This is a genomic window from Halobacillus salinus, from assembly GCF_004684905.1.
In the GTDB taxonomy this organism is placed as follows: domain Bacteria; phylum Bacillota; class Bacilli; order Bacillales; family Halobacillaceae; genus Halobacillus; species Halobacillus salinus.
Genome location: NZ_SRJC01000001.1, coordinates 1,909,436 through 1,932,963 on the forward strand (window position 1 = coordinate 1,909,436; position 23,528 = coordinate 1,932,963).

Consider the following 23,528-nt stretch of genomic DNA (forward strand, 5'->3'; position numbering starts at 1 on the left):
AGATCGCTTGTTTATTCATAATGTCCCCCTTTTTTCACATACTAATTCCACACGGTTTTTAAGGAGGGATTTTCGTGGATACACAGGTACCTTTAACAAAAGAAGAGTATATCAAAGAGATGAAGAAACAATTCAATGATAGTCCAGACTTGATCTGCAAGGAATTTCAGTTCAGAAACCAAACCTTAGTCATTCATTTTGTTAACTACCAAGTAAAGAAGGACTTGTTAGAGAGGGATTTATTGGGTACATTGACTTCCGCCAAGAGAGCTTGGTCTGTGGAGGACTTACAGAACAAAATTCCTCTTGCCTCTTCTACTGTGGAACGTTCCCTCGCTAACATATCACCTGCATTAATCCACGGCAGCGTCTCCGTATATATAGAAGGAGAGTCTCAAGTAGTTCTATTTGCTTTGCCAAACTTAGAGAGAAGAGCTCTGAACCGTGCGGAAACGGAGTCTCTAGTCTTTGGTCCGCAAATCTCTTTCACTGAATCATTAGTCACTAACATGAATGTAATACGCTGGCGCTTGGATACCGATGACCTTGTCGTTGAAAAACTAATCGTTGGGGAGCGAATCAAATCGGAAGTACGACTGGTATATCTGAAATCACTAGCAAATGAGGAAAATGTTCAAACAATGAGACAAAGAATTTCGGACTTGAAGGTGGACGAAGTAGAAGATACAAGTGTATTAGGACAAATGATTGAAGACTCCTCTTCCACCGTATTCCCTCAGCTGATTACCACAGAGCTTCCCGACCGCTTCTGCAACTCCATTTCTAAGGGGCGTGTGGGTGTTCTAGTCGATAAGAGCCCGACTACGTTAATCGGTCCTATGAGCTTTTTTAATTTTTTTGAATCGACAGAAGACCTATATATGCGCTGGAATATGGGAACGTTCATACGCTTCTTACGTCTTTTTGCTATGTTTCTTTCGATCGTGTTGACACCGTTTTATGTTGCGGCATTGACATACCATTACGAAATTATACCGTCTTCTTTATTAATATCATTAGGACAATCCAGAGCGACCGTTCCGTTTCCACCTGTTATTGAAGCATTGCTTCTCGAAATGCTGATCGAGTTCCTGCGTGAAGCAGGTGCGCGTCTCCCTACAAAGGTAGGTCAGACCATGGGTATCGTTGGTGGTATCGTTCTAGGACAAGCAGCTGTAAAGGCAGGTTTTACAAGTAACATTCTGATCATCATCATCGCCCTTAGTGCACTGGCTTCCTTCACGGCTCCCAGTTACTTGATGGGCTCTGCAATCCGGATCATCCGCTTTCCGATAATCATCTTAGCCGGTGCTTGGGGGCTGATTGGAATTGTTTTTGCCCTTAGCTTTTTAGCTATCCATCTGTTAAAGCAACATTCACTCGGAAGACCATATTTGGCACCGCTTTACCCTTTTGAATGGAAAGATTTCAATGACACCATATTCCGTACCACTTTCCAGAAAAATGACAGACGACCTAACTACATTATGACAAAGGACCGTTATCGCTTTGATAAGCAAAAATCTAATAAGAAGAATGACGTGAAGCGTATATGAAAGTAAACCTCGAAGTATCAAAAGCAGACTCGTTTCGTGCCTTTTACCTCTTTTTCGTAGTCCATACTTTACAAATAGGAGCTGGACTAATGGGGGTTCCAAGAATCCTCTTTTTAGAGGCGGAGAGTGATGCATGGATCTCTATCTTGGTTGGTGGCTTATACTTACACTTTATCGCTTGGATTATGATCAAGATTCTGAGGGAGTACGAAAATGCCGATATTCTCGGTATTCAGACAGATCTATTCGGAAAAGTTTTTGGCTACATCCTAGGATGTGCTTTCGTAGTCTACATTTTTCTCATTTTACTGACTGTCATAAAAAACTATATCGAAGTCGTTCAAGTCTTCATCTTTCCTGAGATCCCCATATGGTTGATGGCGCTATTTCTCATTTCCCTGATGGTATATGCCATCCTCGGAGGTTTAAGAGTAGTAGTAGGAACTTGCTTTCTCTTTTTCTTTTTAACGGTATGGCTGGTTTTCACCATCTATAAACCAATTACGTATATGGATATAGGGCACTTCCTACCAGTTTTTGAAGCAAGTCCCACTGAGATTTTAAGTGGGGCGCGACAAATGACTTACTCAGTGCTGGGAATGGAAGTATTGTTATTCGTCTATCCTTTTGTCGATAACAAAAAGCACGTTCAATTACCAGTTCATTTAGCCGTCGCTACAACGACATTTTTAGTTTTACTCGTTACGGTTGTTTCCATTGGCTATTTCAGCCCTTACCAATTAAAAGAGACAGTGTGGGCTACGCTTTCCCTATTCAAAATCATCAGTTTCTCGATGATCGAGCGATTTGACTTCATTGCCGTATCCTTATGGATGATGGTAGTACTTCCGAATGTAATCCTTTTCAGCTGGATTTTACAACAGTCCTTACATCGATTGTTTCGAATAAACAAGAAAAAAAGCTTGTATGGTATTGGAATTTTGATATTCTTTTCTTCCATCCTTTTAGAATATCGCCTGGATATCAACCGATTGACTGACATTACAGCAAAAGTAGGTTTTTATTTAGTGTTTATTTACCCTGTATTCGTCTATCTAGCTCTGTTAATACGAAAAGGGTGGAGAAAGGGGCGCTCTTTATGAAACGGATCAGTATGATGATCTGCCTAATGATTCTCTGTACTGGCTGTATACCCAAAAGCTATATAGAAAAGCTTGGGATCATAACTTCCGTCGGTTACGATGCTGCAGGAGAAGATAAATTGGAAGGGACGCTTGTCGTCTTTCAATTTGACCCTACAACCTCAAATACATCCCAAGTTATATCAAGCCAATCCGAAACATCTAAGGGAATACGCTATGAAGCCAATCGCCTTACTAGTCACAGGCTGGTATCAGGTCAAGTAAGACTTGAGGTATTCCAAGATAAATTGGCTGAAAAAGGATTGGAAAAGTTTATGGACACCTTGTCTCGCGATGCCAAAATCAGCGACATGGGTTATCTGGCTATCAGTGATGTCCCCACTAAAGAATTAATGGGTTCCAACCAGTCAGAGGACGCTCCGAATATCGGCATCTATTTGCAGAACCTTATTGAAAAGAGCGTAAAAAACCAAACAATCCCTGAATCCATTCTAAGCGTCTTCGTTCGTGACATCCAAGACTTCGGGATTGATCCAGTTCTCCCGTTGTTGTCTATGAAAGAAGATAAACCGTATATAAAAGGATTGGGATTGTTCCGAGAAGACATATATGCAGGCCCGCTGAGTGAAGAAGACATATACCACTTAATGCTTCTCAGACAACGATCGAAAGACACCGAGTTCCAATTGGACCTTGAGAACGACTCTTTGAAGGACTATTATAAGAAAGAATCAGACAACGTGAATGAAGGCCCTCTCCATGTCTCCCTTAACGATTTAAGCAACAAAACTTCCATACATGCTAAAGGCAATGATTTTACGAACCAGGTCGTAAAAGTGGAAATCAAAGGACGACTACTTGAGATTACGAAAGAAATTGACTTGAAACAACCTGGTGCTATCAAAGCAATTGAGAAGCAAATTGAGAAGCAGTTAAAGACTAGGCTAGAGCGACTCGTCGATAAATTGAAGGAAGACGGCGTCGACCCTGTAGGTTTCGGAAAGGTATATAATGAAGAACACCGAGACCAACTTACAGAAGAAGAGTGGCGTAGCCAGATCCCTAACCTGAATGTTGAATTCGATATCGACATGAAGCTGCTCCGTTATGGTATATCTGAATAAAAAAACGAGCCTTAGAAAGGCTCGTTTTTATTCGTAATCAAATTCATCCGGGTGTTTTCCTATTCGCTCACCAGTATGAAGCATATTGATACGATTCACTTCTTCTTCTGTCAGGCTGAAATCAAATAGGTCCGCATTTTCTTTCTGTCGCTTCCCATTAGATGATTTCGGAATGATGATTACCTCATGTTCGAGGTGCCATCTCAAAATGACTTGGGCCGGTGTTTTACCATATTTTTCAGCAAGCTCTTCTAACACTGCTGCATCAAAATATTGCCCACGACCAAGTGGTGCCCATGCTTCCATTTGAATACCCGAGCCTTTACAATAATCCAACAGCTCTTGTTGGTAAACACGAGGATGCAGTTCTACCTGATTTACCATAGGCTTTACCTCTGCTGTTTTCATTAGCTCATCAATATGATGCTCCATGAAGTTACAAACACCGATTGCCTTGACCCGGCCGTCCTGGTACAGTTTTTCGAGCGCCTTCCAAGTATCAGGGAATTTCCCTGGAACCGGCCAGTGCACAAGGTATAAGTCTAAGTAGTCGAGCCCGAGTTTGTCTAAGCTCCGGTCAAAAGCGTTCAAAGTCTCTTCATACCCTTGTTCACTGTTCCAAACTTTTGTCGTCACAAACAATTCTTCACGTGGAACACCACCTTGTTCAATGGCTTTTCCAACTCCTTCTTCGTTTTCATAAAAAGAAGCCGTGTCGATGTGTCGATATCCGAGATCGAGGGCAGACTTCACTGCATTAACAACCTCTTGATCATCGTTCATCTTATAGACACCAAGCCCTACTTTAGGCATTTCTACTCCATTATGGAGATTGAATGTATCCGTTATTCTCACCTTGCATCCACTCCCTTTTATTCACTCTTAGGATGGATACCCGCTTCCGCATGGTCTTCAAACAAGCCTTCCGACACATGATGCAAAAGAAAATCATTCTCAGAATGGCCAATTAAATATAACCTGTGGAGAGGTCTCGTCATCGCGACATACAGTAATTTGACATCCAATTCGTTCAAGTGGTAAGAAGTGTGATTTGCATATAAGCACACCACATCAAATTCCAGACCCTTCGCTAAATAGGCTGGAACAATCATTCTTTCCCCCATCTGTTGCTCTTCGTCCATCTTCACAAAATTCATCTCTGCGGGCATTCGTTCATGTAATCTTTCCGCTTCTTCCTGTGTTTTTGTAACAATAGCGATGGTTTTCAGCCCTTGGCTATTAAAATCAGCTATTAACGATTCAAATAAGCCCTCCCATTCTGCTACAGTGAGAAATTGCGGCTTTTTCCCATGTCTCACCACTGGTTCTGCACCCGGCAATTCATCCGGCATCAACCGGAGCAAGTCATTCGCTAAGTCCATGATTTCAATCGTAGTCCGATATGTCTTCTGCAACGTTAAGTAATTAGATGTCGTAAACACCTCTTCGGTGAGGACTTCCCAGTTTTTCAATCCCCGGTAGTGATAGATCCCCTGGGCTAAATCCCCGACAATAGTGAATAAATCCGTTCGCAATGCTCTTCTTAAGCTGTAAATTTCCATAAAACTATAATCCTGCGCTTCATCAATAACTACTTTCTTAGCCTGGTCGTCGCGATCCAAGCCAGTTATAAACGAATGGAGGTAAAGCAGAGGTGCTAAGTCTTCTTCACTCCACTTCTTCTGCTTAAACAAGAGTCGAGAATGTCTTCTCATTCTCTTCAAAGAATCTGAATCTTCGTCGACTAATGTCGTGTAAACCTCATCTTTGAAGAGCGATGGATACAAGTCCGTCAGTTTATGTTTCGGATATTGTTTCATAAAACGTTGTACCGCATAGCGAGCTTCTGTCTCCACTTCTTTCAATCGTTCTTCTTTACGTGTGATGAGGTAACTGACCCTCGTCTTCCTCTTATCTGGGTTTTTCATCCCATACAATGCTTTATCAAGTTCTTCATCATATTTTTGGGCCATTTTGGTAAGAATTTGTTTCTTCTTACGTTTCAGCTCACTTTGAAGGACAGCTTTGATTTTATTTACCCGTGTTTTATAGGGAAAATAATTGTACTTGTCAAAGAACAATTGATTGATGGCTTTAGCAGACTTGATTCTAAATCCGGATAGGGTGAAATCCCCCTCGACTTTGTATTCCTTCTTTATCTGTTGGAGGTAAGCATTTAATACGGCCTTGAATGCTTTGGATCCTTTATACTCTGCAGTCCATAAACTATCACCTCTACCCCCGTTTTCTACAGCATCCATTAACATGCTATGCTTGCTGATTACCGACCACTTCAACCCAAGAACCTGTTTGACAAAGTCCTGATAGGTTGATTGTCGCGACCGTTGAACACCGAGTTCAGGGAGCACTTCTGCTATGTAGTTTATAAATAGGCGGTTCGGTGCAAGGATCAACATTTCTTCTGGCTTGAATATATCCCTCATGGTGTACAAGAAATAAGAGATCCGGTGTAGCGCAATGGTAGTCTTCCCACTGCCAGCAGCGCCCTGCACGATAATCGGTTTTCTCAAGTCTGCTCGAATTACCTTGTTCTGTTCTTCTTGGATTGTTGCAACGATCTCTGTAAGACGTGTATCAGAATTCTGGGCTAGTGAGTCTTGGAGTAAGTCATCCTTGGTTGTCATATCGATGTCACGGAAGTCAAGAAGCTCCCCTTCTTCAATCTGATACTGACGTTTCAAAGAGACGTTCCCTTCATATAAGTCTCCATGAGCTTCATAACTTACTTCCCCAAGTCTTCCTTCATAATAGACATTTGCAAGCGGCGAACGCCAATCTAGAATGATGGGCATCTGGGTTTCACGATCGAATAAGGACATTTTTCCGATGTAGAAGATTTCTTGTTCCGGTTTTTCTTTACGATGAAAATCAATGCGGGCAAAATACGGTTTTTTTCGTAGATGTATGAGGCTTTCGAGTTGTTCTTTAGACATTTTCATGAAGTTTGCATGAGACAGCATTTCCTGATAACGCAAGCTACTGTCTTTAAAATCAAGACGAGCCAATGTATCTTCCTGCCGTTTCTTCAACTCTTCCTGTCCAGATTGCTGGGCAGCAATCAATTGGTCCATGTAGGCCTTTGTAAAAGTCAATCTTTCTAATTCTTGGCTGAATTCGTTATGATTCTCCGTCATCTATCCTCTTTCTCCCTTCAAGGTTGTTGGAAGTGACGTAATGTAAGGGCATTTATGCAAGTCGTTCAAAGCAACGAATAATAAAATACCACACAAAAACTGTAAACGCAATCTTAAGTTCGAAAAAACGAAACCACATAAAAAAAGTGCTGATTATTACAATCAACACTTTACTGTCTTGGCTTATTCTCAATATATTTTGGCAGTCTCATTTCAAACACGAAATAGGAAAAAACCCTCAACAATACTGGATACAAGGCTAATGCTCCCAAAATGTCCCCGATTCCCCCCAGTATATTCGTTGTCCACATGACGCCTACTAGAACAAGCATGAGAATGACGGTTACCAACCCGGTCGTTCCATTGACTGGATTCCATGTTCCCGCAATGGTCTTTGCCTCTTGTTCCACCAGTTCGAAACATCTGTAATGAAAAGGTCGCACGCGGAACCAGTTCGAAGCAGTCACTAACTCATCACGGTCTCTAATTTCTTTGTAACAATAACGGCAACGGTTTGTCTCCACTGAATCTACCCCTGATTCTGATATTTTTTCATGAGCAAACACTCATTTCCCTTTTCATTATACCGCAAATGATCCATAACTCTAAGCAATAAGATGATTCCCCGCCCTTTTTCCTCTAGATGATCCATATCAGGGAACCAATGCTTTACATCATACGGTCGGCTATACTGTCTCCAGTCGAAACCATCCCCTTCATCAAGAACTCGGACAATCATCCTTGTTTTAAGAAAGGAGATTTGAACACGGACCTTCTTATCCTCCAATTGGTCATTCCCATGTTTCCATGCATTTACGACAGCTTCTGATATAGATGCTTCGACGAGGAGTTGGTCGCTTCCGAACTCCTTTAATAAATGCGGGAAATAGTCCTTCCTCATTTCTTTTATTTCTTTTGGGTTGTTGATGTATCGTACATAAGTTGCGCTCATCCTTCAACCACTCCTCTATAAAAAATTCCTTTGCTTAACAAATCGAACTCCCTTTACATCGTTACGAGTTTCCTATTCCCTAAATAGAGGGAATTTAAAAGAAAACAATCGAAATTCCGGGCTTCCGACATAACTTTTCATCCTTCGCGCTTTCCAAGAAGTACAATAGAAAAAAGCAGCCAAGTCCTCAGACTTTGGCTGCTTTATGTTATCCCTTTTCTTCTTGTTGTATAATCTTGATCACGTTCTCTTTCGCTTTCTCACTCTGGTAATTCTCCATTTGCTGCAAGAACTGATCTTTTTGACTCATCAGTTCTCTTAAATCCCTGAGCAGGCGATCGCCTGTTAATTCTTCTTCTTCCAATTTCATCGCATAACCCTGCTTTACGAACGAGTCTGCATTTAAAATCTGGTCTCCTCTACTCGCTTCCCTAGACAACGGAATGAGAAGCATCGGTTTCTTCAAGGCCAGAAATTCGAAGATTGCATTGGAACCAGCACGGGAAACGATAAAGTCGGAGGCGGCAAACAAGTCCTTCAGCCCTTCATTGATATACTCATATTGCACATACCCTCTTCGGTCAATGGAAGGGTCCAACTGTCCCTTTCCACAAAGGTGGATAATTTGTACGTCTTGTAAGAGTTCATCAAGGCTGCCTCTAATTGCCTCATTGATCTTCTTCGACCCCATGCTTCCACCCATCACCATGATGGTAGGTTTTTGCTTATGAAATCCCAAGAACTGAAGCCCAGACTGGCGATTACCCTCGAACAACTCTTCCCGAACGACAGCTCCGATGTGAACCGATTTGGTTTCAGGCAAGTAGTTCATCGTTTCAGGGAAGGTAGCCAAGATCTTCTTTGCGAACGGAAAGGACAACTTATTGGCAAGACCGGGAGTATAATCCGATTCATGGATGATTGTCGGCACATTCCGTAACTTCGCTGCAGCGACAACAGGTACAGAAACGAAACCACCTTTTGAAAAGATGACTTGCGGTTTCTTCTTACCAATGATACGTGAAGCCTGCCATAGTCCCTTCAATACTTTGAACGGGTCTTTAAAATTCTCTTTAGACATATACCTTCTCAATTTCCCAGTGGAAATACTATGGTAGGTCACTCCTTCTAATGGCTCGATCAACTGCTTCTCAATACCATTGTAAGACCCTATATAATCGATTTGATAGCCTTCTTTTTGAAATTCCGGAATTAAGGCGAGGTTCACAATAACGTGACCCGCTGTCCCTCCGCCTGTAAACAGTATCCGCTTTTGACTCATGACTTTCACAACGTCCTTTCTTTGGTGCACCAAAATAGGTATGATGGATCTATTATGCTATAATCCACGTATTCCTCTAAAGGAATTGTAACAGAAAAGGAAGGGCTATTATGTATGAAACATCTACTATAAGAGAAAAATTGAAATTATTTGGTGTGATCCTGCTTCCTATCTTAATCACACAACTCGGAATGTATGCGATGAATTTCTTCGATACGATCATGGCTGGTCAAGCTGGACCGGATCAACTCGCCGGTGTAGCTATCGGATCGAGTGTCTGGGTTCCTGTTTTCACCGGACTGAATGGAATCTTAATGGCCATTTCTCCGATCGTTTCGCAACTGAAAGGGGCGAAAAAAGACGAGGATATTCCATGGTCCGTCAGACAAGGTGTGTACCTAGCGATCGTCCTCGCCTTGCTAATAGGACTTGTCGGTTTCTTCTTATTGGACCCCATCCTTTCCCTTCTTGATATCGAGTCATCCGTTCGTCATGTGGCTAAGTATTATTTGGTTGCTTTAGGTAGCGGAATCGTCCCACTGTTCATCTTCAACCTGCTACGGTCCTTCGTCGATGCATTGGGGCAAACAAAGATATCAATGGGTATTATCTTGATGACTTTACCGATAAATATTCTTTTCAACTATATGTTCATCTTTGGAAAATGGGGAGCACCGGAACTTGGCGGAATCGGTGCGGGTGTTGCCTCCTCTCTCACCTATTGGTTCTCACTTGTTGTTGTCGTCCTTACGATACATAATCATCAGGGGTTAAGACGGTATGGCATTTTCTCCTCTTTTCCAAAACCTTCCCTTTCCGAATGGTGGGAACAACTGAAGATAGGCGTACCAATCGGTTTTGCCATCTTCTTTGAAACAAGTATCTTCGCGGCTGTCACATTTTTCATGACAGTCTATGATACGTATACGATTGCGGCCCACCAAGCTGCAATCAACTTCGCTTCCTTCCTGTACATGGTTCCTTTAAGCATCGCATTTACGTTGACCATCGCAGTCGGGTTTGAAGTCGGAGCCAAACGGTATCGAGATGCACGAACCTATTCTTACATAGGCATCATCCTCGCTGTATGTATGTCTGTGCTCGCCGGTCTTACATTATATATTTTCGACGAGTCGGTCGCGCGTCTATACAGCTCCAATCCGAATGTGATCGAACTGACAACGAACTTCATATTTTTTGCCATCTTCTTTCAGCTGTCAGATGCTTTCGGTGCTCCTATACAAGGGGTTTTACGGGGGTATAAAGACGTCAATATCACACTTGTCATGGCATTCGTTTCTTATTGGGTCATCGGTCTTCCGAGCGGTTACTTACTTGCTAATTTCACATCACTCGGACCATATGGGTACTGGATGAGTCTCATCATTGGATTAACAGCTGGGGCTGTGGCGCTTCTGCTAAGAATGCTTCAATTGCAAAAAAAGAACATTGCTTAACTAAATAGTGGCACCCTTTCTCATAGAAAAGCTCGATGCAATCACGCTTGCATCGAGCTTTTTTGGATTTATTGGCTGCTCAGATTCATCACAATAAGTCGTTCTTCCGTCATATCCTCAATGGTGTATTTCGGTCCTTCTTTCCCCCATCCGCTTGACTTGACTCCGCCATAAGGCATTAGATCAACTCGGTATTGGGAAGAATCATTAATCATTAACCCTCCAACTTCTACGTTCTTAGCAGCGTAGAAAGCCGTATCGATATTCTGAGTGAAAATGCCACCCTGCAGCCCATATTGAGATTTATTCACTTCTTTCACACACTCTTTAATATCCGTGAACGGAATGAAGTTGACAACTGGGGCGAACATCTCTTCACATACTACTTTCATATCATTCGATACATTCGTCAATATAGTAGGATGGAGAAGGGCCCCTTCTCGTTCCCCTCCATAAACAACTTCAGCTCCCGCCTGCTTGGCTTCCTCGATCCACTCGACAGCACGTTCTGCTTCCTCTTCACTAATCATCGGACCGACATCTGTCTCGGAATCATTCGGGTCGCCGACGTTCAGTTCTTTAATGGATTGAATAAACTTCTCTTGGAACTCCTCCCGCACCTCTTCATGCACGTATATCCGTTGAACAGAGATGCATACCTGCCCAGCAAAAGCGTAACTCTTAGCCGCTACATTCTTTGCAGCAACATCAATATCCGCTTCTTTATCTATTATGACCGGGGAATTGTTACCAAGCTCCAAGACTAGTTTGTTCAGACCGGTATTTTGTTTCAACATAAGACCGACCTTTGCACTCCCAGTAAACGTATATAAATTGATTCTGGAGTCTTCCATCATCTGATTCCCTACAGTAGAGCCTGAGCCAACCACTACGTTGAAGAAACCTTTAGGAAGACCAGCCTTTTCGAATAGCTCAGCAAGTTTCAGTGCAGAGACAGGCGTTTTACTTGCCGGTTTCAGTACCACCGAGTTCCCCGCTGCAATAGCTGGGGCAATCTTATGGGCAACTAAGTTTATAGGAAAGTTGAACGGACTGATTGCTCCTACGACACCGACTGGGACTTTTATAGTAAACGCCATTCTGTTCTCTGAACCAGGTGCCGCCTCGACCGGCACCCCTTCCCCGTGGATACGCTTTGCTTCCTCAGCAGATTGTTCAAACGTTTGTGTTGCACGATCAATTTCAGTCCGTGCCTGTTTGATTGGTTTCCCCGCCTCCATCGTGATGTTTTGGGCAAGCTCCTCTTTATTCTCTTGCAGTAACTCACTTACCTTCTTAAGTATTGTATAACGTTCATAAGGACCCATCTGTTTATTCCTGAATGCACGATCTGCCGCCTCTATAGCTCGGTCCACTTCTTTCTCTGAAGCCTTGGAAACTTGGACGTATTGCTCTTGTGTGAATTTATTCAAGACATCCAGTTTCTCTTCCGTTGTCACCCATTCTCCGTCTATATATAGTGGATACTGTTTCATTTCTATTCTCCTCTCTTCTTATCTATTTGTTTATTTCCATTTTCAATAAATGGTAAACACCGAGGAGAACGAAAAAAGCCTGAATGGTTGTCCACCATTCAGGCTAAGTGTTCTTATATTTAGATGAAGATTCCTGCGATTGTAGCAGATAGCATAGATCCTAGTGTAGCACCGATTAGTAGTTTCAAACCGAAGCCTGATACTTTTCCGCCTTTTTCAGGATCGATACCTTGGACTGTACCTGCAATGATACCAATAGAAGAGAAGTTAGCGAAGCTAGTAAGGAAGACTGTTACGATTCCTACTGTCTTCTCAGATACGCTTCCGATCATATCTCCGAATTGAAGCATAGCTACGAATTCGTTTGTAACGATCTTCGTACCCATAATGGCTCCGGCATCAAGTACTTCACCAGCTGGAATACCCATTAATAGACCGATTGGAGCAATGATATAACCCAGAAGTTGTTGCAGCGTAAAGCCGTTGAATACGAAACCGAATACTGCGTTCACAAGTTCTAGGGACGCGATGAATGCAATCAGCATAGAAGCAACGATAAGCGCAATCTTACCACCGTCTAGTGCACCGTTACCCATGGCTTCAAAGAAGCTTTTCGCGTTGGAAACGTCCTCGATGTCTACCTGGTCTTCCTCTTTCGAGATATTGACCGGTGAAATGATGGAAGCGACAATTAGTGCACTGAACATGTTAAGTGGCAATGCAACTAGAATATATTGAGGTGGTAGCAATTCTAGATAAGCACCTACGATTGAAGCAGATACAGATCCCATTGCAGAAGCACTTACAATATAAAGACGGTTGTCATTAAGCGTCTTAAACTGTGACTTGATAGCAAGTAACGCTTCAGACTGACCGAAGAAAATACTGTTAACAGCGTTGAACGATTCAACTTTAGGCAGGCCGGTAATATAAGATAGCCCCATACCCAAGTATTTAATGATAAATGGCAAGATCTTAAGGTAAGTAAGAACAGAAAGAATAGTAGCAAAGAAGATAATGATCAATAATACATTGAAGAAGAACACGCCGTTATCACCGACTTGGACGCCGCCAAGAACGAAGTTAACCCCTTCTGTACCAAATTCAATTAACTTATTGAAGACCCAAGAAATTCCTTTGATAATGGTTTGTCCAAGCTCTGTATTGAACATGAACCATGTAATGAATAGCTGAGCCAAAATCATGACAACAATACCACGGTAGTTGATACTCTTACGGTCGCTTGACATTAAGAATGCGATTCCAAGAATGACCGCAACAGCAAGAATACCGAATAAAATATTCGTTAAGATACCCACGAATGAATCCTCCCCATAATTAATAATTAGATAAAGACAGATGTTATGAAAATGCTTACATAACGTTTTACTAAATAGAATTTTATCAGGTTGTCAGACGTCATGCAAGGTTATTTGTAAAAACAAAATATTCTAACATTAACACGTGTCTATTCTTCTGCCTATCTATCCCCTAAATCTTCCAAAGTCATACCATTCCAACATTCTTTAAAAGCAAAAAAAGAACCCAACTGGGGTTCTTTTTAAGAAGACGTCTGTAATTTTCGTAATAAATATAGGAAATAGGGAGCCCCTATGATTGCCGTGAAAATTCCTGCCGGCACTTCGGTGGGAGGAAGTAGCCCTCTCCCGAGTCCGTCTGCAAGCAAGAGCAAAGCCATTCCGATCAGAGCAGAAGCAGGTATCAAATAAGCATGGCGATTCCCCACCAGCTGCCTCGCGATGTGAGGTGCTACGAGTCCGACGAATCCTAACGTACCGACGACGGCGACCGATGCCCCAGCAAGCAAGACAGAAACAATCAATAATAGGATTCTCGCTCTACGGACCGGTTCCCCCAAACCTTCTGCAACATCATCCCCTAAACTCAAAACATCTAGCTTCGGTGTAAGTAACAATGTTATCGGGACCAGTACGACAATCACAGGAAGCAACAGCCATACATCTCCCCAGTCTTTCCCCCATAAACTGCCCGTCAGCCAAACGAGTGCAGCATTTGTCTCCAGAGGATATTTAACTGTCAGAAATTGAATGCCGGCTTGGCAGATCGACCCTAAGGCAATCCCTACTAAAGCAAGTGTCGCAGGTTTCACTCCTTGCTTATAAGCGAACAAATAAAGCGCAACTGTGACAAGTCCCGCACCGGTAAAGGCAGCAATTGGCAGACCTATTACTGGAAGACTTGGATAGAGAAGAATGACAGCAGCTGCTGCCAGCCCTGCTCCTTTCGTTATCCCGATTACATCAGGGGATGCTAGTGGGTTTCTGATAATTCCTTGTAAGATAGCACCTGAAATCCCGAGACCAGCCCCGACGAGGAGAGCCATCACTATTCGAGGCAACCTGAAATTTTCTATTATAAATCCACTGTTTGCCGTATCGGCTCCTATAAAGTACTGAAACAGAACGTCTGGTCCAATATAAACGGCCCCGACTCCGATCGAGAGGAACGCTCCGACGAATACTAGTATTGCAATTACAATAATTGTCCGAACAGGATGTTTACTCATGCAGTACGCCCTCCCTTGCGTGCTAGATATAAGAAGAATGGAGCACCTATGAGGGCCGTCACAATTCCTACTGGTGATTCTGCAGGAAAGGCTATGAAACGGGAGAGCACATCGGATATCGTCAATAGCACCGCTCCTAGTAAAGCAGAGACAGGAATGACGATCCGATAATCTGATCCGATCAACGTCCTTACGATATTTGGAATCATCAACCCTATGAATCCGATCGGCCCCGCTATAGCAACCGAGACACCCGCTAACACAATTACAATGACAGCAGATGTGCCTCTGATTAAGCCAATATTCTGACCAAGACCTCGGGCGACATCATCACCGAGGCTCAGTATAGTCAACGACTTCGATAATAGAAGGGCAAGGACGACTCCTCCAAGCGTCCATGGGAGAAGAATCTGGACATCTCCAAAGTTCCGTCCGTCAATGCCTCCAGCTAACCAGAACAAGACATCTTCGGTTGACGTTTCATTAAATAGAACGACACCTTCAATCAATGAAGACAGGAACAAGTGGACCGTGATACCAGCAAGAGCAAGTTTAACAGGTGTCATACCTCCTCCAGTTGAAGCCATATAATAGACGATCACTCCACCTAAAGCAGCACCGATGAATGCGAAGTAGACCAGTGTATTGGGTGCGAGATCCGGGAATAACACAACACCGATGACAACCATTAGAGAGGCACCGGCATTCACCCCGAAGATTTGCGGAGATGCTAAAGGGTTATTTGTGATGGACTGCATGATTGCTCCAGCGATGGCGAGGCTAGCTCCGATCAACATACCAACGACGGCTCTCGGCAGTCGAATGGTCTCAATAATCGCTTCATCTTTACTACCATCTTGTACGAAAAGGGAAGAGAGTACTTTTGAGAAATCAATTGAATAAGCGCCTATGCTTAAACTTGCCACAAAACTTATGAACAATAGTAAGAATCCAACGATGATTGTAACGGTAAGTTTCCATTTATGTATAGAGGTTTCGCTCTTCATCATCCATCTTCCTCCCTTCTGTTTACTACATATAAAAAGCGGAGGGAGCCCCTCCGCCTTATATCTTATCACTTCAATTATTGATAAAGATAGCCGATTGCATCTTCTAAAATCTTCTCAGAAGAGATCAATCCTCTAAAACGAGACCACATGTTTCGGTCCACTTGGTAAACCTCATCATTCTTCACAGCGGAAACATCCTGATATAGTTCATTATCTTCCCACTCATCGACTACCGTTTGCTCGCCACTGTTCATGTGAAACATCACGTCTGGGTTGAATTCTACGATTTGTTCAAGGTTGATTTTATTATAACGTGCATCTCCACTTTGAATGGCATTCTTCAAGCCAATCGATTCTAGTAAAGAGCCAGTATAAGATTCCATGTTGTGAGCGTAATATCCGCTATCTGCTACAACGGCAGGTAGAACGGTGCGTTCCTCATCCTCTGGTACTTCCGCTCGAAGTTCCTCCATCCGATCTTTATGTTGTTGGAGTACTTCTTGTCCTTTCTCTTCCATACCCATTGCCATGGAAACAGTTTCGAAGCTGTCAATGATTCCTTCATAATCGGCAGCTAGAGAAGGAAGGATGATCGTTGGAGCAATTTCCGAAAGTTGATCGTAGATCTCTTTGTGACGCTTCATATCCGCGATGATCAAATCTGGTTGTAAAGAACTGATAACTTCTAAGGAAGGCTGTTTACGAGTCCCGACCGACGTATAATCACCAATTTTCTCACGGATCGGCTCAATAATGCGTTCCTTATCATTATCATCGGCGATTCCAACTGGAGAAACACCCAAGGAAGCCAAATTATCAACGAATGAGAATTCCAGTGCAACTACTTTTTCAGGTTTGCCTGAAATTTCTGTTTCTCCCATTTCATGTTCGATGACACGTGTTGTTTCCTCTGTGTCAGCTCCTTCTTCTTTGTCTTCTGAACCTGTGGCTGAATCATCGCCATCTGAACCACATGCTGCAAGAAAAAGAATGAATGCAAGCGTAAGTATTCGTAATGTCCATTTCATATGTCTAACCTCCATTGGTATTGAGAATCATTATCAAATATAACGGTTATTATCATAGCTTTTTTTCACTCATATGTAAAGGCTTAATCGGCAATTACTCCGTCATTGAAGCAAACTTACATACTTAAGGCGCCTCCTTGGAGACGCCTTATTCCTTCTATTGGGAAATAAACATTTGGGTCCAATAATGTCCGTAACTGCCGCCTTTGGCATAACCGACACCTATCTGTCTTAAATTCGGATCTAAAATATTCTTTCTGTGTCCAGGGCTGTTCATCCATCCGTCCACTACCTCTTGAGGTGTACGCTGCCCTGCTGCAATATTCTCTGCGGCTCGGCGATAAGAAACATTAAAGCTTCTCATCATTTCAAAAGGAGATCCATAAGTAGGAGACTGGTGGGAGAAATATCCCTTGTCACGCATGTCTCTTGATTTATAACGGGCTACCCTAGACAGCTGCCAATTCCCTTTCAATGGAGAAAGGCCTTGTTTCGCCCTTTCCTGGTTGGTCAAATCAATTACCTGCTGTTCGACAGATTTAATGTTTGGCTTCAGAGGAATCGTCACTCGATCTCCAGGATAAATCAAATCAGGATTAGAGAACTGAGGGTTTGCATTGATAATTTCGGAAAGTCCGATCTGATACTTCTTCGAGATCTTCCAAAGAGTATCTCCACTCTTTACTGTGTACGTGTCTGTTGTTTGAGCATGAATCATTTGAGGTGATTGCACAAACAAGACAACGGAAAACAAGACTACACCTAACCACATCCAAAATTTCACGTAAGTTCGCTCCTTTATATGTTAGTCAGATGTAGTATGGCTTTCTTTCTACTAATTATGTGTAAATACTAAAATGCACCTGCCGTTGGTCAGACGGCAGGTGCTATACCTAAGGGGAGGTATATAGATTTATGAATGAAACGAGCGTGCCACTTCAAGTAAGTGCTCTTTGGAGACGCTCTGTTCATCTACTGTTTGTGCATCCACACTTTTACGAAAGGCTAGTGTGTAAGTAATCCCGTTCTTCTTCCAAGACAATCGTTTCGCAAACTGATTATCTTCATAAGTTCCTCGTAGCTGCTGGTCGATCTTTACTTGTTGGGGATCGATCCAATGTTTTTCGTTAGTACCCTTTGTAAATGTCAGCGATAATAAATCATTCTTCTCCGTGTAAAAACTAATATCCAGTGTCTCTTGGTTATTCTTCTCGTAGATATCTGAAACGACACTAACCATATGAACTGGAATGAAGTCCGGAAGTTCTGGTTGAAATGTCAAATCATCCAGTGCTGTTTCTACTTCTTCTCCTGTTTGAAAAGCATAGTATCCGCTTGGCACTTCAGATGATGATGTTCCACAAGCCGTTAACAGGATCATCAGACCTGCTAGATAAATTAGTTTTACAAAAGAATGACGTTCCATCACAAATCCCCCGGGTTCTTTGTTTCTTCTACAATATAAAGACGAGGGACGGTTCCAATGAGTTTCACATTAACAAGAATCTTTTAATAAATAATTCCGTGCTGCACAATTTCCACGTCTACCTTGGGCGTTATCTTCATATTGGGGAAGGTTTCTTTCCAATCCAACTTTTCATATACCTTTGGATGATAGGCTCTCACCTGCCTGCCAATCCCCCAGATATCACTATTAGCTTCCTGCATCATACCAATAATCTCTTCTGCATCTTTCGTTAAAGTTTCAGACAGTTTTTTGTCCAATTCATCAATGGTACTCTTTTTGTCTAGGTGGTCAGCTGGATACTCCACGACTCTTACTCTCAGTTTGAGGTTGATATCTGTCGAAACAGTATCCCCCTCCGCCTTTATATCGACTTTCCGTTTATACTTTATGACATTGACAGTAACGTAGTTATACCGTTCGTCTTCGAACTTGTCACTGACCTTTTTTGTTAAGTGTGCCGATTTTCCTTTGTACCCCTGTAGCAGCAAATACATGGTAGCTTGTCCGACGGGGATATCTATACCGGAATAATGATTTCCATGGAAGAGCCCCATCCCGGAAAATTTGATCGACTGCTTTTCTTCATCAACCGCAAGTAATGGCAGAGAAAAATCCTCACCTGGTTCAAATAGTTCGGCACAGATCAGCTGGATATTCTCACCTGTTGTGTGAGAAGAAGCTTCGGCGCCTTCTAAAAGCCCGCTGATGTACTCGGATATACGGGTATCACTAATGTTCTGGTAAGACAACACCTCTGATGCCTTCCCTTTTGCTATTGCAAGATGTGCATTAAGGTTGTTAGACGGATTGCGGTAAAATTCATCGAGCACAGAGTATATATTTTTCTTCGCTAGCTCTTCTCCAATTACCAATACTCTCAACTTCCCTGGATCGAAAGATTCCGAAATCGACTGGTCAGTAAAATCCCTTGCTTCGAGTGGAGTGTTCGCTTCTGTAGACAGGATTTGAACCCTTTCTTGCGATTGCCCTTCAGAAGCTCGGTTTATTGTCGGAATGGAGACCGTCTCTACAATCTTTCCATCCTCGCCCTCATCGAATCCCATCGTTAAGACAAGTTTCACATTCTTAAATTGGCGTTCATCCCAACAGCCTGTGAGCAAAACCAATGCGCAAAGAATGATGAGTAATCGTTTGGTCATGTGGACCGCTCCTTTTTCTGTTGAATTCGCTTATAGATCAGAACGTAAACGAGGAGCAAGAAAGGCATCAGAAATGTCAGTGCATACCCTTCATAAACAACAATAGTTGAATATTTTTCTAACCGCTCCATATCAAGTCCCACAAATTGGGATAATGAAAAGATCAAGATACTGACTATCAAAGTAAACAGCTTGATCGACTTTGCCCGGAATATCTGCTGCAAACCGAAGGAAGCCATGTATAAATAAGTGGTGTAGGAGGTCGCCACCGAAACAAACCACACCGAAATAAAAAACAAGTCAATACGTGCAACGAAAGGCATCTCGAAGGATTTCAGCATGTACAATAATGGTTCGGTAACTAGCGACAATTCTTTGGTACTGAAGAAAGAATACGAGATCAGCAACGTCAGCATATAGAAGGAGAACGTAAACAAATGAGCTTGTAGTATCGTCTTCAATTTCTCACGAGGCTTACCTTCCACCTTGGAGAACACCACAAGAGAAAGAAAAAACCCTAGGAATGACATAAATGCTTCCGTCGATCCTTGCAAAATCTTCCCTATTCCTACTTCGCCGATTGGTAATAAATACATCCAATGAGCCTCTTTGAAACTCAAAAACATCAATACGATCAAGAAAATTAGAAGGATAGAAACCATGGTATAGAACCTGGCAATGACAAGAAGTCCCCCATTGCACATGTACAAACCGACAACGACCATACATAACGCTAACACCCAAAATGGAGTGTTCGGAAGCACCCACAAACTGATCATCCTACCAAACAACAGCAGAATCAGCCTGGCTACCATACAAAAATAGATAATATACAAAATAGAGAAGACGACGCCTCCCCATCTTGTAAAGAGTTTTTCGTTGATTTGATAAAAGTCATCATTCGGGAACTGCTTCGCGATAAAATACAAAACGATGAGAATGATAGGTAGTAGTGAACCAGCAATCGCCAATGAAATCCACCCATCCTGCTTCGCAACCTGGTGAAGATCAGAAGGAAGAGAAAGCACTCCGACCCCTATCTGAGTTTGGATAAGCAAAAAGAAGAATTGTCGCCTTGAAATTTTCTGCTGTTGATTAGGAGTCGGCGTTTGGACCGCTTTCTGAACCTGTTGACTTACCTTCTTCAATGGATTGTTTTGGCTGCTGCTGGTTGTTTGATCGCTCAACTTCTTTCCACTCCCTTGATGGTCCAACTACTCCCGGTTGGATTGCACGAGAATCTTTTGGCCGTTCATTCATTAAGTATATTGGCACTCTAATAAACGTATCTTTCAAGTCCTTAATACGTAATGGAGCGACCGGAGAGAGATAGGGGACGCCGAATGATTCTAAACGTGTCATATGAATCAAAATCATCATAAAACCAAAAGTTATTCCAATAAATCCAAGAGTTCCTGCTAAGAAAATCAAGGGAAATGTCAGAAGTCGCAATGTCGTACTCATTTCATTGGAGGGAACTACAAAAGAGGCAATGGCGGTCAACGCAACGACGATAACCATCAAGTTGGATACCAGGCCTGCTTTTACAACAGCATCACCAATGACGAGACCTCCGACAATCCCGATTGTTTGTCCGATCGGCTGCGGCAGCCTTATCCCCGCTTCCCGTATTAGCTCGATAATGACAACCATCACCAGTGCCTCAATCAACGGGGGATAGGCAATTCCGTTGATCGTCTGCTTGACAGGCATGATCAACTCATCAGGAATAACTTCGAAATGAAAGCTAACGACAGCAATATAAAAAGCCGGCATCCCTACCGCAATAATGAAACTCGCTAGACGAATCAGACGCACGAAGGTGCCTGTAAACCATCGCATGTTGTAGTCATCGGATGATTGGTAGAACGAAAAGAACGTAGACGGAGCGATTAACGTCGTCGGGCTCCCTTCGTTCATAATCGCTACCCTGCCTTCGATCAGGTTCGCCACTACACGATCCGGTCGCTCTGTATTGAGCATTTGCGGGAAAGGGGAGAATGTCTGGTCCTCAATAAACTCCTCCACATACCCTGGACTGTGAATCATATCTGCACTGATGTATTTCAGACGGTGCTCTATTTCTTGAACCAGCTCCGGATCTGTCACCCCGTCCAAATATAATAGCGCCATATTATTGTTCGTTTTTTTACCAACTTTGAAGTATTTAATGGTTAAATCCCTGTTTTCGATTCGCTTTCTGACTAAATTGATGTTCACCATGATATTTTCAATGAACCCATCATGCGAACCGCGAACGATTTTTTCATTCTGTGGTTCCTCTGTACTTCTATTGAAGGACGCTGTCACATTGAACTGGGAAATATGGCGCGATCCGTCTTGTATATAAATTGCATGACCTTTCAATAGCGCCTTTATTGCCTCTTCTAGGTTTTTAGTGACCCTTGAACTAGGTATCTTACTGATATCGTCTACATGGCCCAATTCTATTGGTGAAAAGATTGCTTCGTGTAATTTCTCCTGATCCACAAGCGTCTCCAAATACATGAGCGCCGCCTGTCCCTTTTCCAATATTCGGATTCTCAAATCGCTTGTGCGATTGAATTCATTGGTGAGGTAATCTACATTGTCTGCTAATTTCGTCGAACTCGGCTGTTCCGGCTCCTTTGCCTGATCAACAATAGTCCTATCTTTCAACTTTTCATGATCTCCGAAAAATAATCGTTTCATAAATCCCATAGTCATCACCTATCGTTAGGCTTCCACCAACAGCTGGAACTATACGGTAAGATTGTTAGAAATAAAGAAAAAAACCACAGCTTAGAAGCTGTGGTTTAGTGTCCTGGGAAGAAGATCATCTGCAGGATAAAGATGATCGCAAATACATATAAAATCCAGTGGACCTCTTTCCCTTTTCCTTTTACTAATTTCAGTAGTGGGTACGTAATAAAACCGAACGCAATTCCTGTCGCAATACTTGAGGTTAACGGCATGATCAAAATGGTGATGAAAGCAGGAAAGGCATCATCGAACGATCCCCAGTTCACCTTTGCCAGCCCTTCCATCATAAAGCAACCGACAATGATCAGCACTGGCGCTGTGATGGCCGGGACTCCTGATACCGCACCGACTACTGGCGAGAAGAACATAGACAAGATGAACAATCCAGCAACAACCATCGTTGTAAGCCCTGTACGTCCACCTGCTGCTACACCTGAAGATGATTCAATGTAGGCAGAAGAAGGGCTCGTTCCGAACATCGCACCTACTGTTGTCGCTGTGGCATCCGCTGTCAAGGCAGCACGTGCTCTTGGAAGGCTTCCATCTTTTCTAATAAAGCCTGCTTGTTCCGCAACACCGACCATCGTTCCGGTCGTATCGAAGATCGTCACTAGTAAGAATGCAAAAATGACAGTATAAAGTCCATTGCTGATGACCCCTGCTATATCAATGTCCCAGAAAACGGGCGCTGGGGGAACTGATGCTACGGCTTCGATCTGCAACTGCCCTGTAAAATAGGCCACGATTCCGGTGATGATCATTCCGATAAAGAGGCCGCCTGTCACATTCCTTGAGATAAGAATCAATGTAACAATAAGACCGAGTACAGTAAGAGCAGTGGACGGAGTCGTTAAATCGCCGAGTGTGACTAATGTCGTCTCACTAGCCACAATAATCCCTGACATACGCAAGCCCAAGAAGGCGATAAACAGCCCGATACCAGATGTGATGCCGTATTTTAAGGAAGATGGTATGGCCGTAATCAAGATTTCTCTCAAACGCGTCAAACTAAGAATGACAAACAATATTCCAGCGAGGAATACCGCTCCGAATATAACAGAATAACTTACATCCTGTTGAATTACTTCTGTGACAAAATAAGCATTCAACCCCATCCCGGGTGCAATCGCAATGGGATAGTTGGCGGCAAATGCCATAATTAAAGTCCCTACAACGGCGGCAATAATCGTCGCCATGAATACTTGATCAATCGGCACACCTGCATTAGACAGGATAGCTGGGTTGACCACTACGATGTAGACCATCGTCAGAAAGGTCGTAAAACCTGCAATCAGTTCTGTTTTTATGTTGGTTTGGTTCTCTTCTAATCGAAAAAATTTATTCATTCATAACGCTCCTTTATTTTCAAAAGGTGAAATAACAACAGGACTCATCATATAACGGATACGAACAAAAATCAACCATTTAATTTTAATGTTCGTGTTTA

General features: G+C 42.7%; 20 protein-coding genes. 4 read left to right on the forward strand and 16 right to left on the reverse strand.

What is annotated here, in order from left to right:
* The first annotated feature begins 74 nt into the window (after positions 1 to 74).
* Genes E4663_RS10365 through E4663_RS10375 form a run of 3 tightly spaced genes read left to right on the forward strand, consistent with a single transcriptional unit; the run spans position 75 to position 3,783 of the window.
* Positions 75 to 1,556, forward strand: coding sequence for a spore germination protein (locus E4663_RS10365; protein ID WP_241657148.1), 1,482 nt, complete (start codon positions 75 to 77; stop codon positions 1,554 to 1,556).
* On the forward strand, positions 1,553 to 2,659 hold the full coding sequence (locus E4663_RS10370; RefSeq protein ID WP_135327502.1) for a GerAB/ArcD/ProY family transporter: 1,107 nt from the start codon (positions 1,553 to 1,555) through the stop codon (positions 2,657 to 2,659). Before E4663_RS10365 ends, E4663_RS10370 begins: the two co-directional genes overlap by 4 nt.
* Entirely contained in the window at positions 2,656 to 3,783 is a 1,128-nt protein-coding gene (locus E4663_RS10375; protein WP_135327503.1) for a Ger(x)C family spore germination protein, read from the forward strand. The genes E4663_RS10370 and E4663_RS10375 overlap by 4 nt, the downstream gene beginning before the upstream one ends.
* A 27-nt stretch (positions 3,784 to 3,810) precedes the next feature.
* Here E4663_RS10375 and E4663_RS10380 read toward each other — a convergent pair whose 3' ends face one another.
* From E4663_RS10380 to E4663_RS10400, 5 genes are all read right to left on the reverse strand, one after another.
* On the reverse strand, positions 3,811 to 4,596 hold the full coding sequence (locus E4663_RS10380) for an aldo/keto reductase (RefSeq protein ID WP_079480935.1): 786 nt from the start codon (positions 4,594 to 4,596) through the stop codon (positions 3,811 to 3,813).
* Between the two features lie 59 nt (positions 4,597 to 4,655).
* Positions 4,656 to 6,938 carry an RNA polymerase recycling motor HelD gene (gene helD, locus E4663_RS10385; protein ID WP_135327504.1) on the reverse strand — a complete coding sequence of 761 codons (2,283 nt, stop codon included), beginning with the start codon at positions 6,936 to 6,938 and terminating at the stop codon, positions 4,656 to 4,658.
* Positions 6,939 to 7,108: 170 nt separating this feature from the next.
* Positions 7,109 to 7,462 carry a hypothetical protein gene (locus E4663_RS10390; protein WP_135327505.1) on the reverse strand — a complete coding sequence of 118 codons (354 nt, stop codon included), beginning with the start codon at positions 7,460 to 7,462 and terminating at the stop codon, positions 7,109 to 7,111.
* Between the two features lie 5 nt (positions 7,463 to 7,467).
* A complete protein-coding gene (locus E4663_RS10395; RefSeq protein WP_079480780.1) occupies positions 7,468 to 7,890 on the reverse strand; it encodes an ATP-binding protein in 423 nt (140 codons plus the stop codon).
* 208 nt (positions 7,891 to 8,098) lie between these two features.
* Positions 8,099 to 9,172, reverse strand: coding sequence for an undecaprenyldiphospho-muramoylpentapeptide beta-N-acetylglucosaminyltransferase (locus tag E4663_RS10400; RefSeq protein WP_079480781.1), 1,074 nt, complete (start codon positions 9,170 to 9,172; stop codon positions 8,099 to 8,101).
* Between the two features lie 110 nt (positions 9,173 to 9,282).
* On the opposite strand from E4663_RS10400, the gene E4663_RS10405 reads away from it, so the two are divergent.
* A complete protein-coding gene (locus E4663_RS10405) occupies positions 9,283 to 10,629 on the forward strand; it encodes an MATE family efflux transporter (RefSeq protein WP_135327506.1) in 1,347 nt (448 codons plus the stop codon).
* Between the two features lie 68 nt (positions 10,630 to 10,697).
* On the opposite strand, the gene E4663_RS10410 is transcribed toward E4663_RS10405, so the two are convergent.
* The 11 genes from E4663_RS10410 to E4663_RS10460 form a co-directional block, all read right to left on the reverse strand.
* Positions 10,698 to 12,125, reverse strand: a complete 1,428-nt coding sequence (locus E4663_RS10410) for an aldehyde dehydrogenase family protein (protein WP_135327507.1) — start codon at positions 12,123 to 12,125, stop codon at positions 10,698 to 10,700.
* 119 nt (positions 12,126 to 12,244) lie between these two features.
* On the reverse strand, positions 12,245 to 13,375 hold the full coding sequence (locus tag E4663_RS10415; protein WP_079480936.1) for a NupC/NupG family nucleoside CNT transporter: 1,131 nt from the start codon (positions 13,373 to 13,375) through the stop codon (positions 12,245 to 12,247).
* A gap of 311 nt (positions 13,376 to 13,686) precedes the next feature.
* Positions 13,687 to 14,673 carry a FecCD family ABC transporter permease gene (locus E4663_RS10420; RefSeq protein ID WP_135327508.1) on the reverse strand — a complete coding sequence of 329 codons (987 nt, stop codon included), beginning with the start codon at positions 14,671 to 14,673 and terminating at the stop codon, positions 13,687 to 13,689.
* Positions 14,670 to 15,683 carry a FecCD family ABC transporter permease gene (locus E4663_RS10425; protein WP_421803587.1) on the reverse strand — a complete coding sequence of 338 codons (1,014 nt, stop codon included), beginning with the start codon at positions 15,681 to 15,683 and terminating at the stop codon, positions 14,670 to 14,672. Before E4663_RS10425 ends, E4663_RS10420 begins: the two co-directional genes overlap by 4 nt.
* A 74-nt stretch (positions 15,684 to 15,757) precedes the next feature.
* Positions 15,758 to 16,711 carry an ABC transporter substrate-binding protein gene (locus E4663_RS10430; RefSeq protein WP_135327509.1) on the reverse strand — a complete coding sequence of 318 codons (954 nt, stop codon included), beginning with the start codon at positions 16,709 to 16,711 and terminating at the stop codon, positions 15,758 to 15,760.
* Positions 16,712 to 16,868: 157 nt separating this feature from the next.
* Entirely contained in the window at positions 16,869 to 17,495 is a 627-nt protein-coding gene (gene safA / locus E4663_RS10435) for a SafA/ExsA family spore coat assembly protein (protein WP_241657150.1), read from the reverse strand.
* A gap of 129 nt (positions 17,496 to 17,624) precedes the next feature.
* Positions 17,625 to 18,137, reverse strand: coding sequence for a hypothetical protein (locus E4663_RS10440; RefSeq protein ID WP_135327510.1), 513 nt, complete (start codon positions 18,135 to 18,137; stop codon positions 17,625 to 17,627).
* Between the two features lie 83 nt (positions 18,138 to 18,220).
* Positions 18,221 to 19,339: a Ger(x)C family spore germination protein gene (locus E4663_RS10445; protein ID WP_135327511.1), complete on the reverse strand. Its 1,119-nt coding sequence runs from the start codon at positions 19,337 to 19,339 to the stop codon at positions 18,221 to 18,223.
* Positions 19,336 to 20,526 carry a GerAB/ArcD/ProY family transporter gene (locus tag E4663_RS10450; RefSeq protein ID WP_158290475.1) on the reverse strand — a complete coding sequence of 397 codons (1,191 nt, stop codon included), beginning with the start codon at positions 20,524 to 20,526 and terminating at the stop codon, positions 19,336 to 19,338. The genes E4663_RS10445 and E4663_RS10450 overlap by 4 nt, the downstream gene beginning before the upstream one ends.
* Positions 20,435 to 22,030, reverse strand: a complete 1,596-nt coding sequence (locus tag E4663_RS10455) for a spore germination protein (RefSeq protein WP_241657151.1) — start codon at positions 22,028 to 22,030, stop codon at positions 20,435 to 20,437. Before E4663_RS10455 ends, E4663_RS10450 begins: the two co-directional genes overlap by 92 nt.
* Before the next feature lie 104 nt (positions 22,031 to 22,134).
* A complete protein-coding gene (locus tag E4663_RS10460; RefSeq protein WP_135327514.1) occupies positions 22,135 to 23,427 on the reverse strand; it encodes an NCS2 family permease in 1,293 nt (430 codons plus the stop codon).
* Positions 23,428 to 23,528 lie beyond the last annotated feature (101 nt).

Coding starts and splice junctions, on each gene's coding strand:
- E4663_RS10375 (WP_135327503.1), top strand. CDS start 2,656: ATGAAACGGATCAGTATGATGATCTGCCTAATGATTCTCTGTACTGGC.
- E4663_RS10405 (WP_135327506.1), top strand. CDS start 9,283: ATGTATGAAACATCTACTATAAGAGAAAAATTGAAATTATTTGGTGTG.
- E4663_RS10445 (WP_135327511.1), bottom strand. CDS start 19,339: ATGACCAAACGATTACTCATCATTCTTTGCGCATTGGTTTTGCTCACA.
- E4663_RS10395 (WP_079480780.1), bottom strand. CDS start 7,890: ATGAGCGCAACTTATGTACGATACATCAACAACCCAAAAGAAATAAAA.
- E4663_RS10430 (WP_135327509.1), bottom strand. CDS start 16,711: ATGAAATGGACATTACGAATACTTACGCTTGCATTCATTCTTTTTCTT.
- E4663_RS10425 (WP_421803587.1), bottom strand. CDS start 15,683: ATGATGAAGAGCGAAACCTCTATACATAAATGGAAACTTACCGTTACA.
- E4663_RS10415 (WP_079480936.1), bottom strand. CDS start 13,375: ATGTCAAGCGACCGTAAGAGTATCAACTACCGTGGTATTGTTGTCATG.
- E4663_RS10370 (WP_135327502.1), top strand. CDS start 1,553: ATGAAAGTAAACCTCGAAGTATCAAAAGCAGACTCGTTTCGTGCCTTT.
- helD (WP_135327504.1), bottom strand. CDS start 6,938: ATGACGGAGAATCATAACGAATTCAGCCAAGAATTAGAAAGATTGACT.
- E4663_RS10410 (WP_135327507.1), bottom strand. CDS start 12,125: ATGAAACAGTATCCACTATATATAGACGGAGAATGGGTGACAACGGAA.
- E4663_RS10460 (WP_135327514.1), bottom strand. CDS start 23,427: ATGAATAAATTTTTTCGATTAGAAGAGAACCAAACCAACATAAAAACA.
- E4663_RS10440 (WP_135327510.1), bottom strand. CDS start 18,137: ATGGAACGTCATTCTTTTGTAAAACTAATTTATCTAGCAGGTCTGATG.
- E4663_RS10420 (WP_135327508.1), bottom strand. CDS start 14,673: ATGAGTAAACATCCTGTTCGGACAATTATTGTAATTGCAATACTAGTA.
- E4663_RS10400 (WP_079480781.1), bottom strand. CDS start 9,172: ATGAGTCAAAAGCGGATACTGTTTACAGGCGGAGGGACAGCGGGTCAC.
- E4663_RS10455 (WP_241657151.1), bottom strand. CDS start 22,030: ATGAAACGATTATTTTTCGGAGATCATGAAAAGTTGAAAGATAGGACT.
- E4663_RS10380 (WP_079480935.1), bottom strand. CDS start 4,596: ATGCCTAAAGTAGGGCTTGGTGTCTATAAGATGAACGATGATCAAGAG.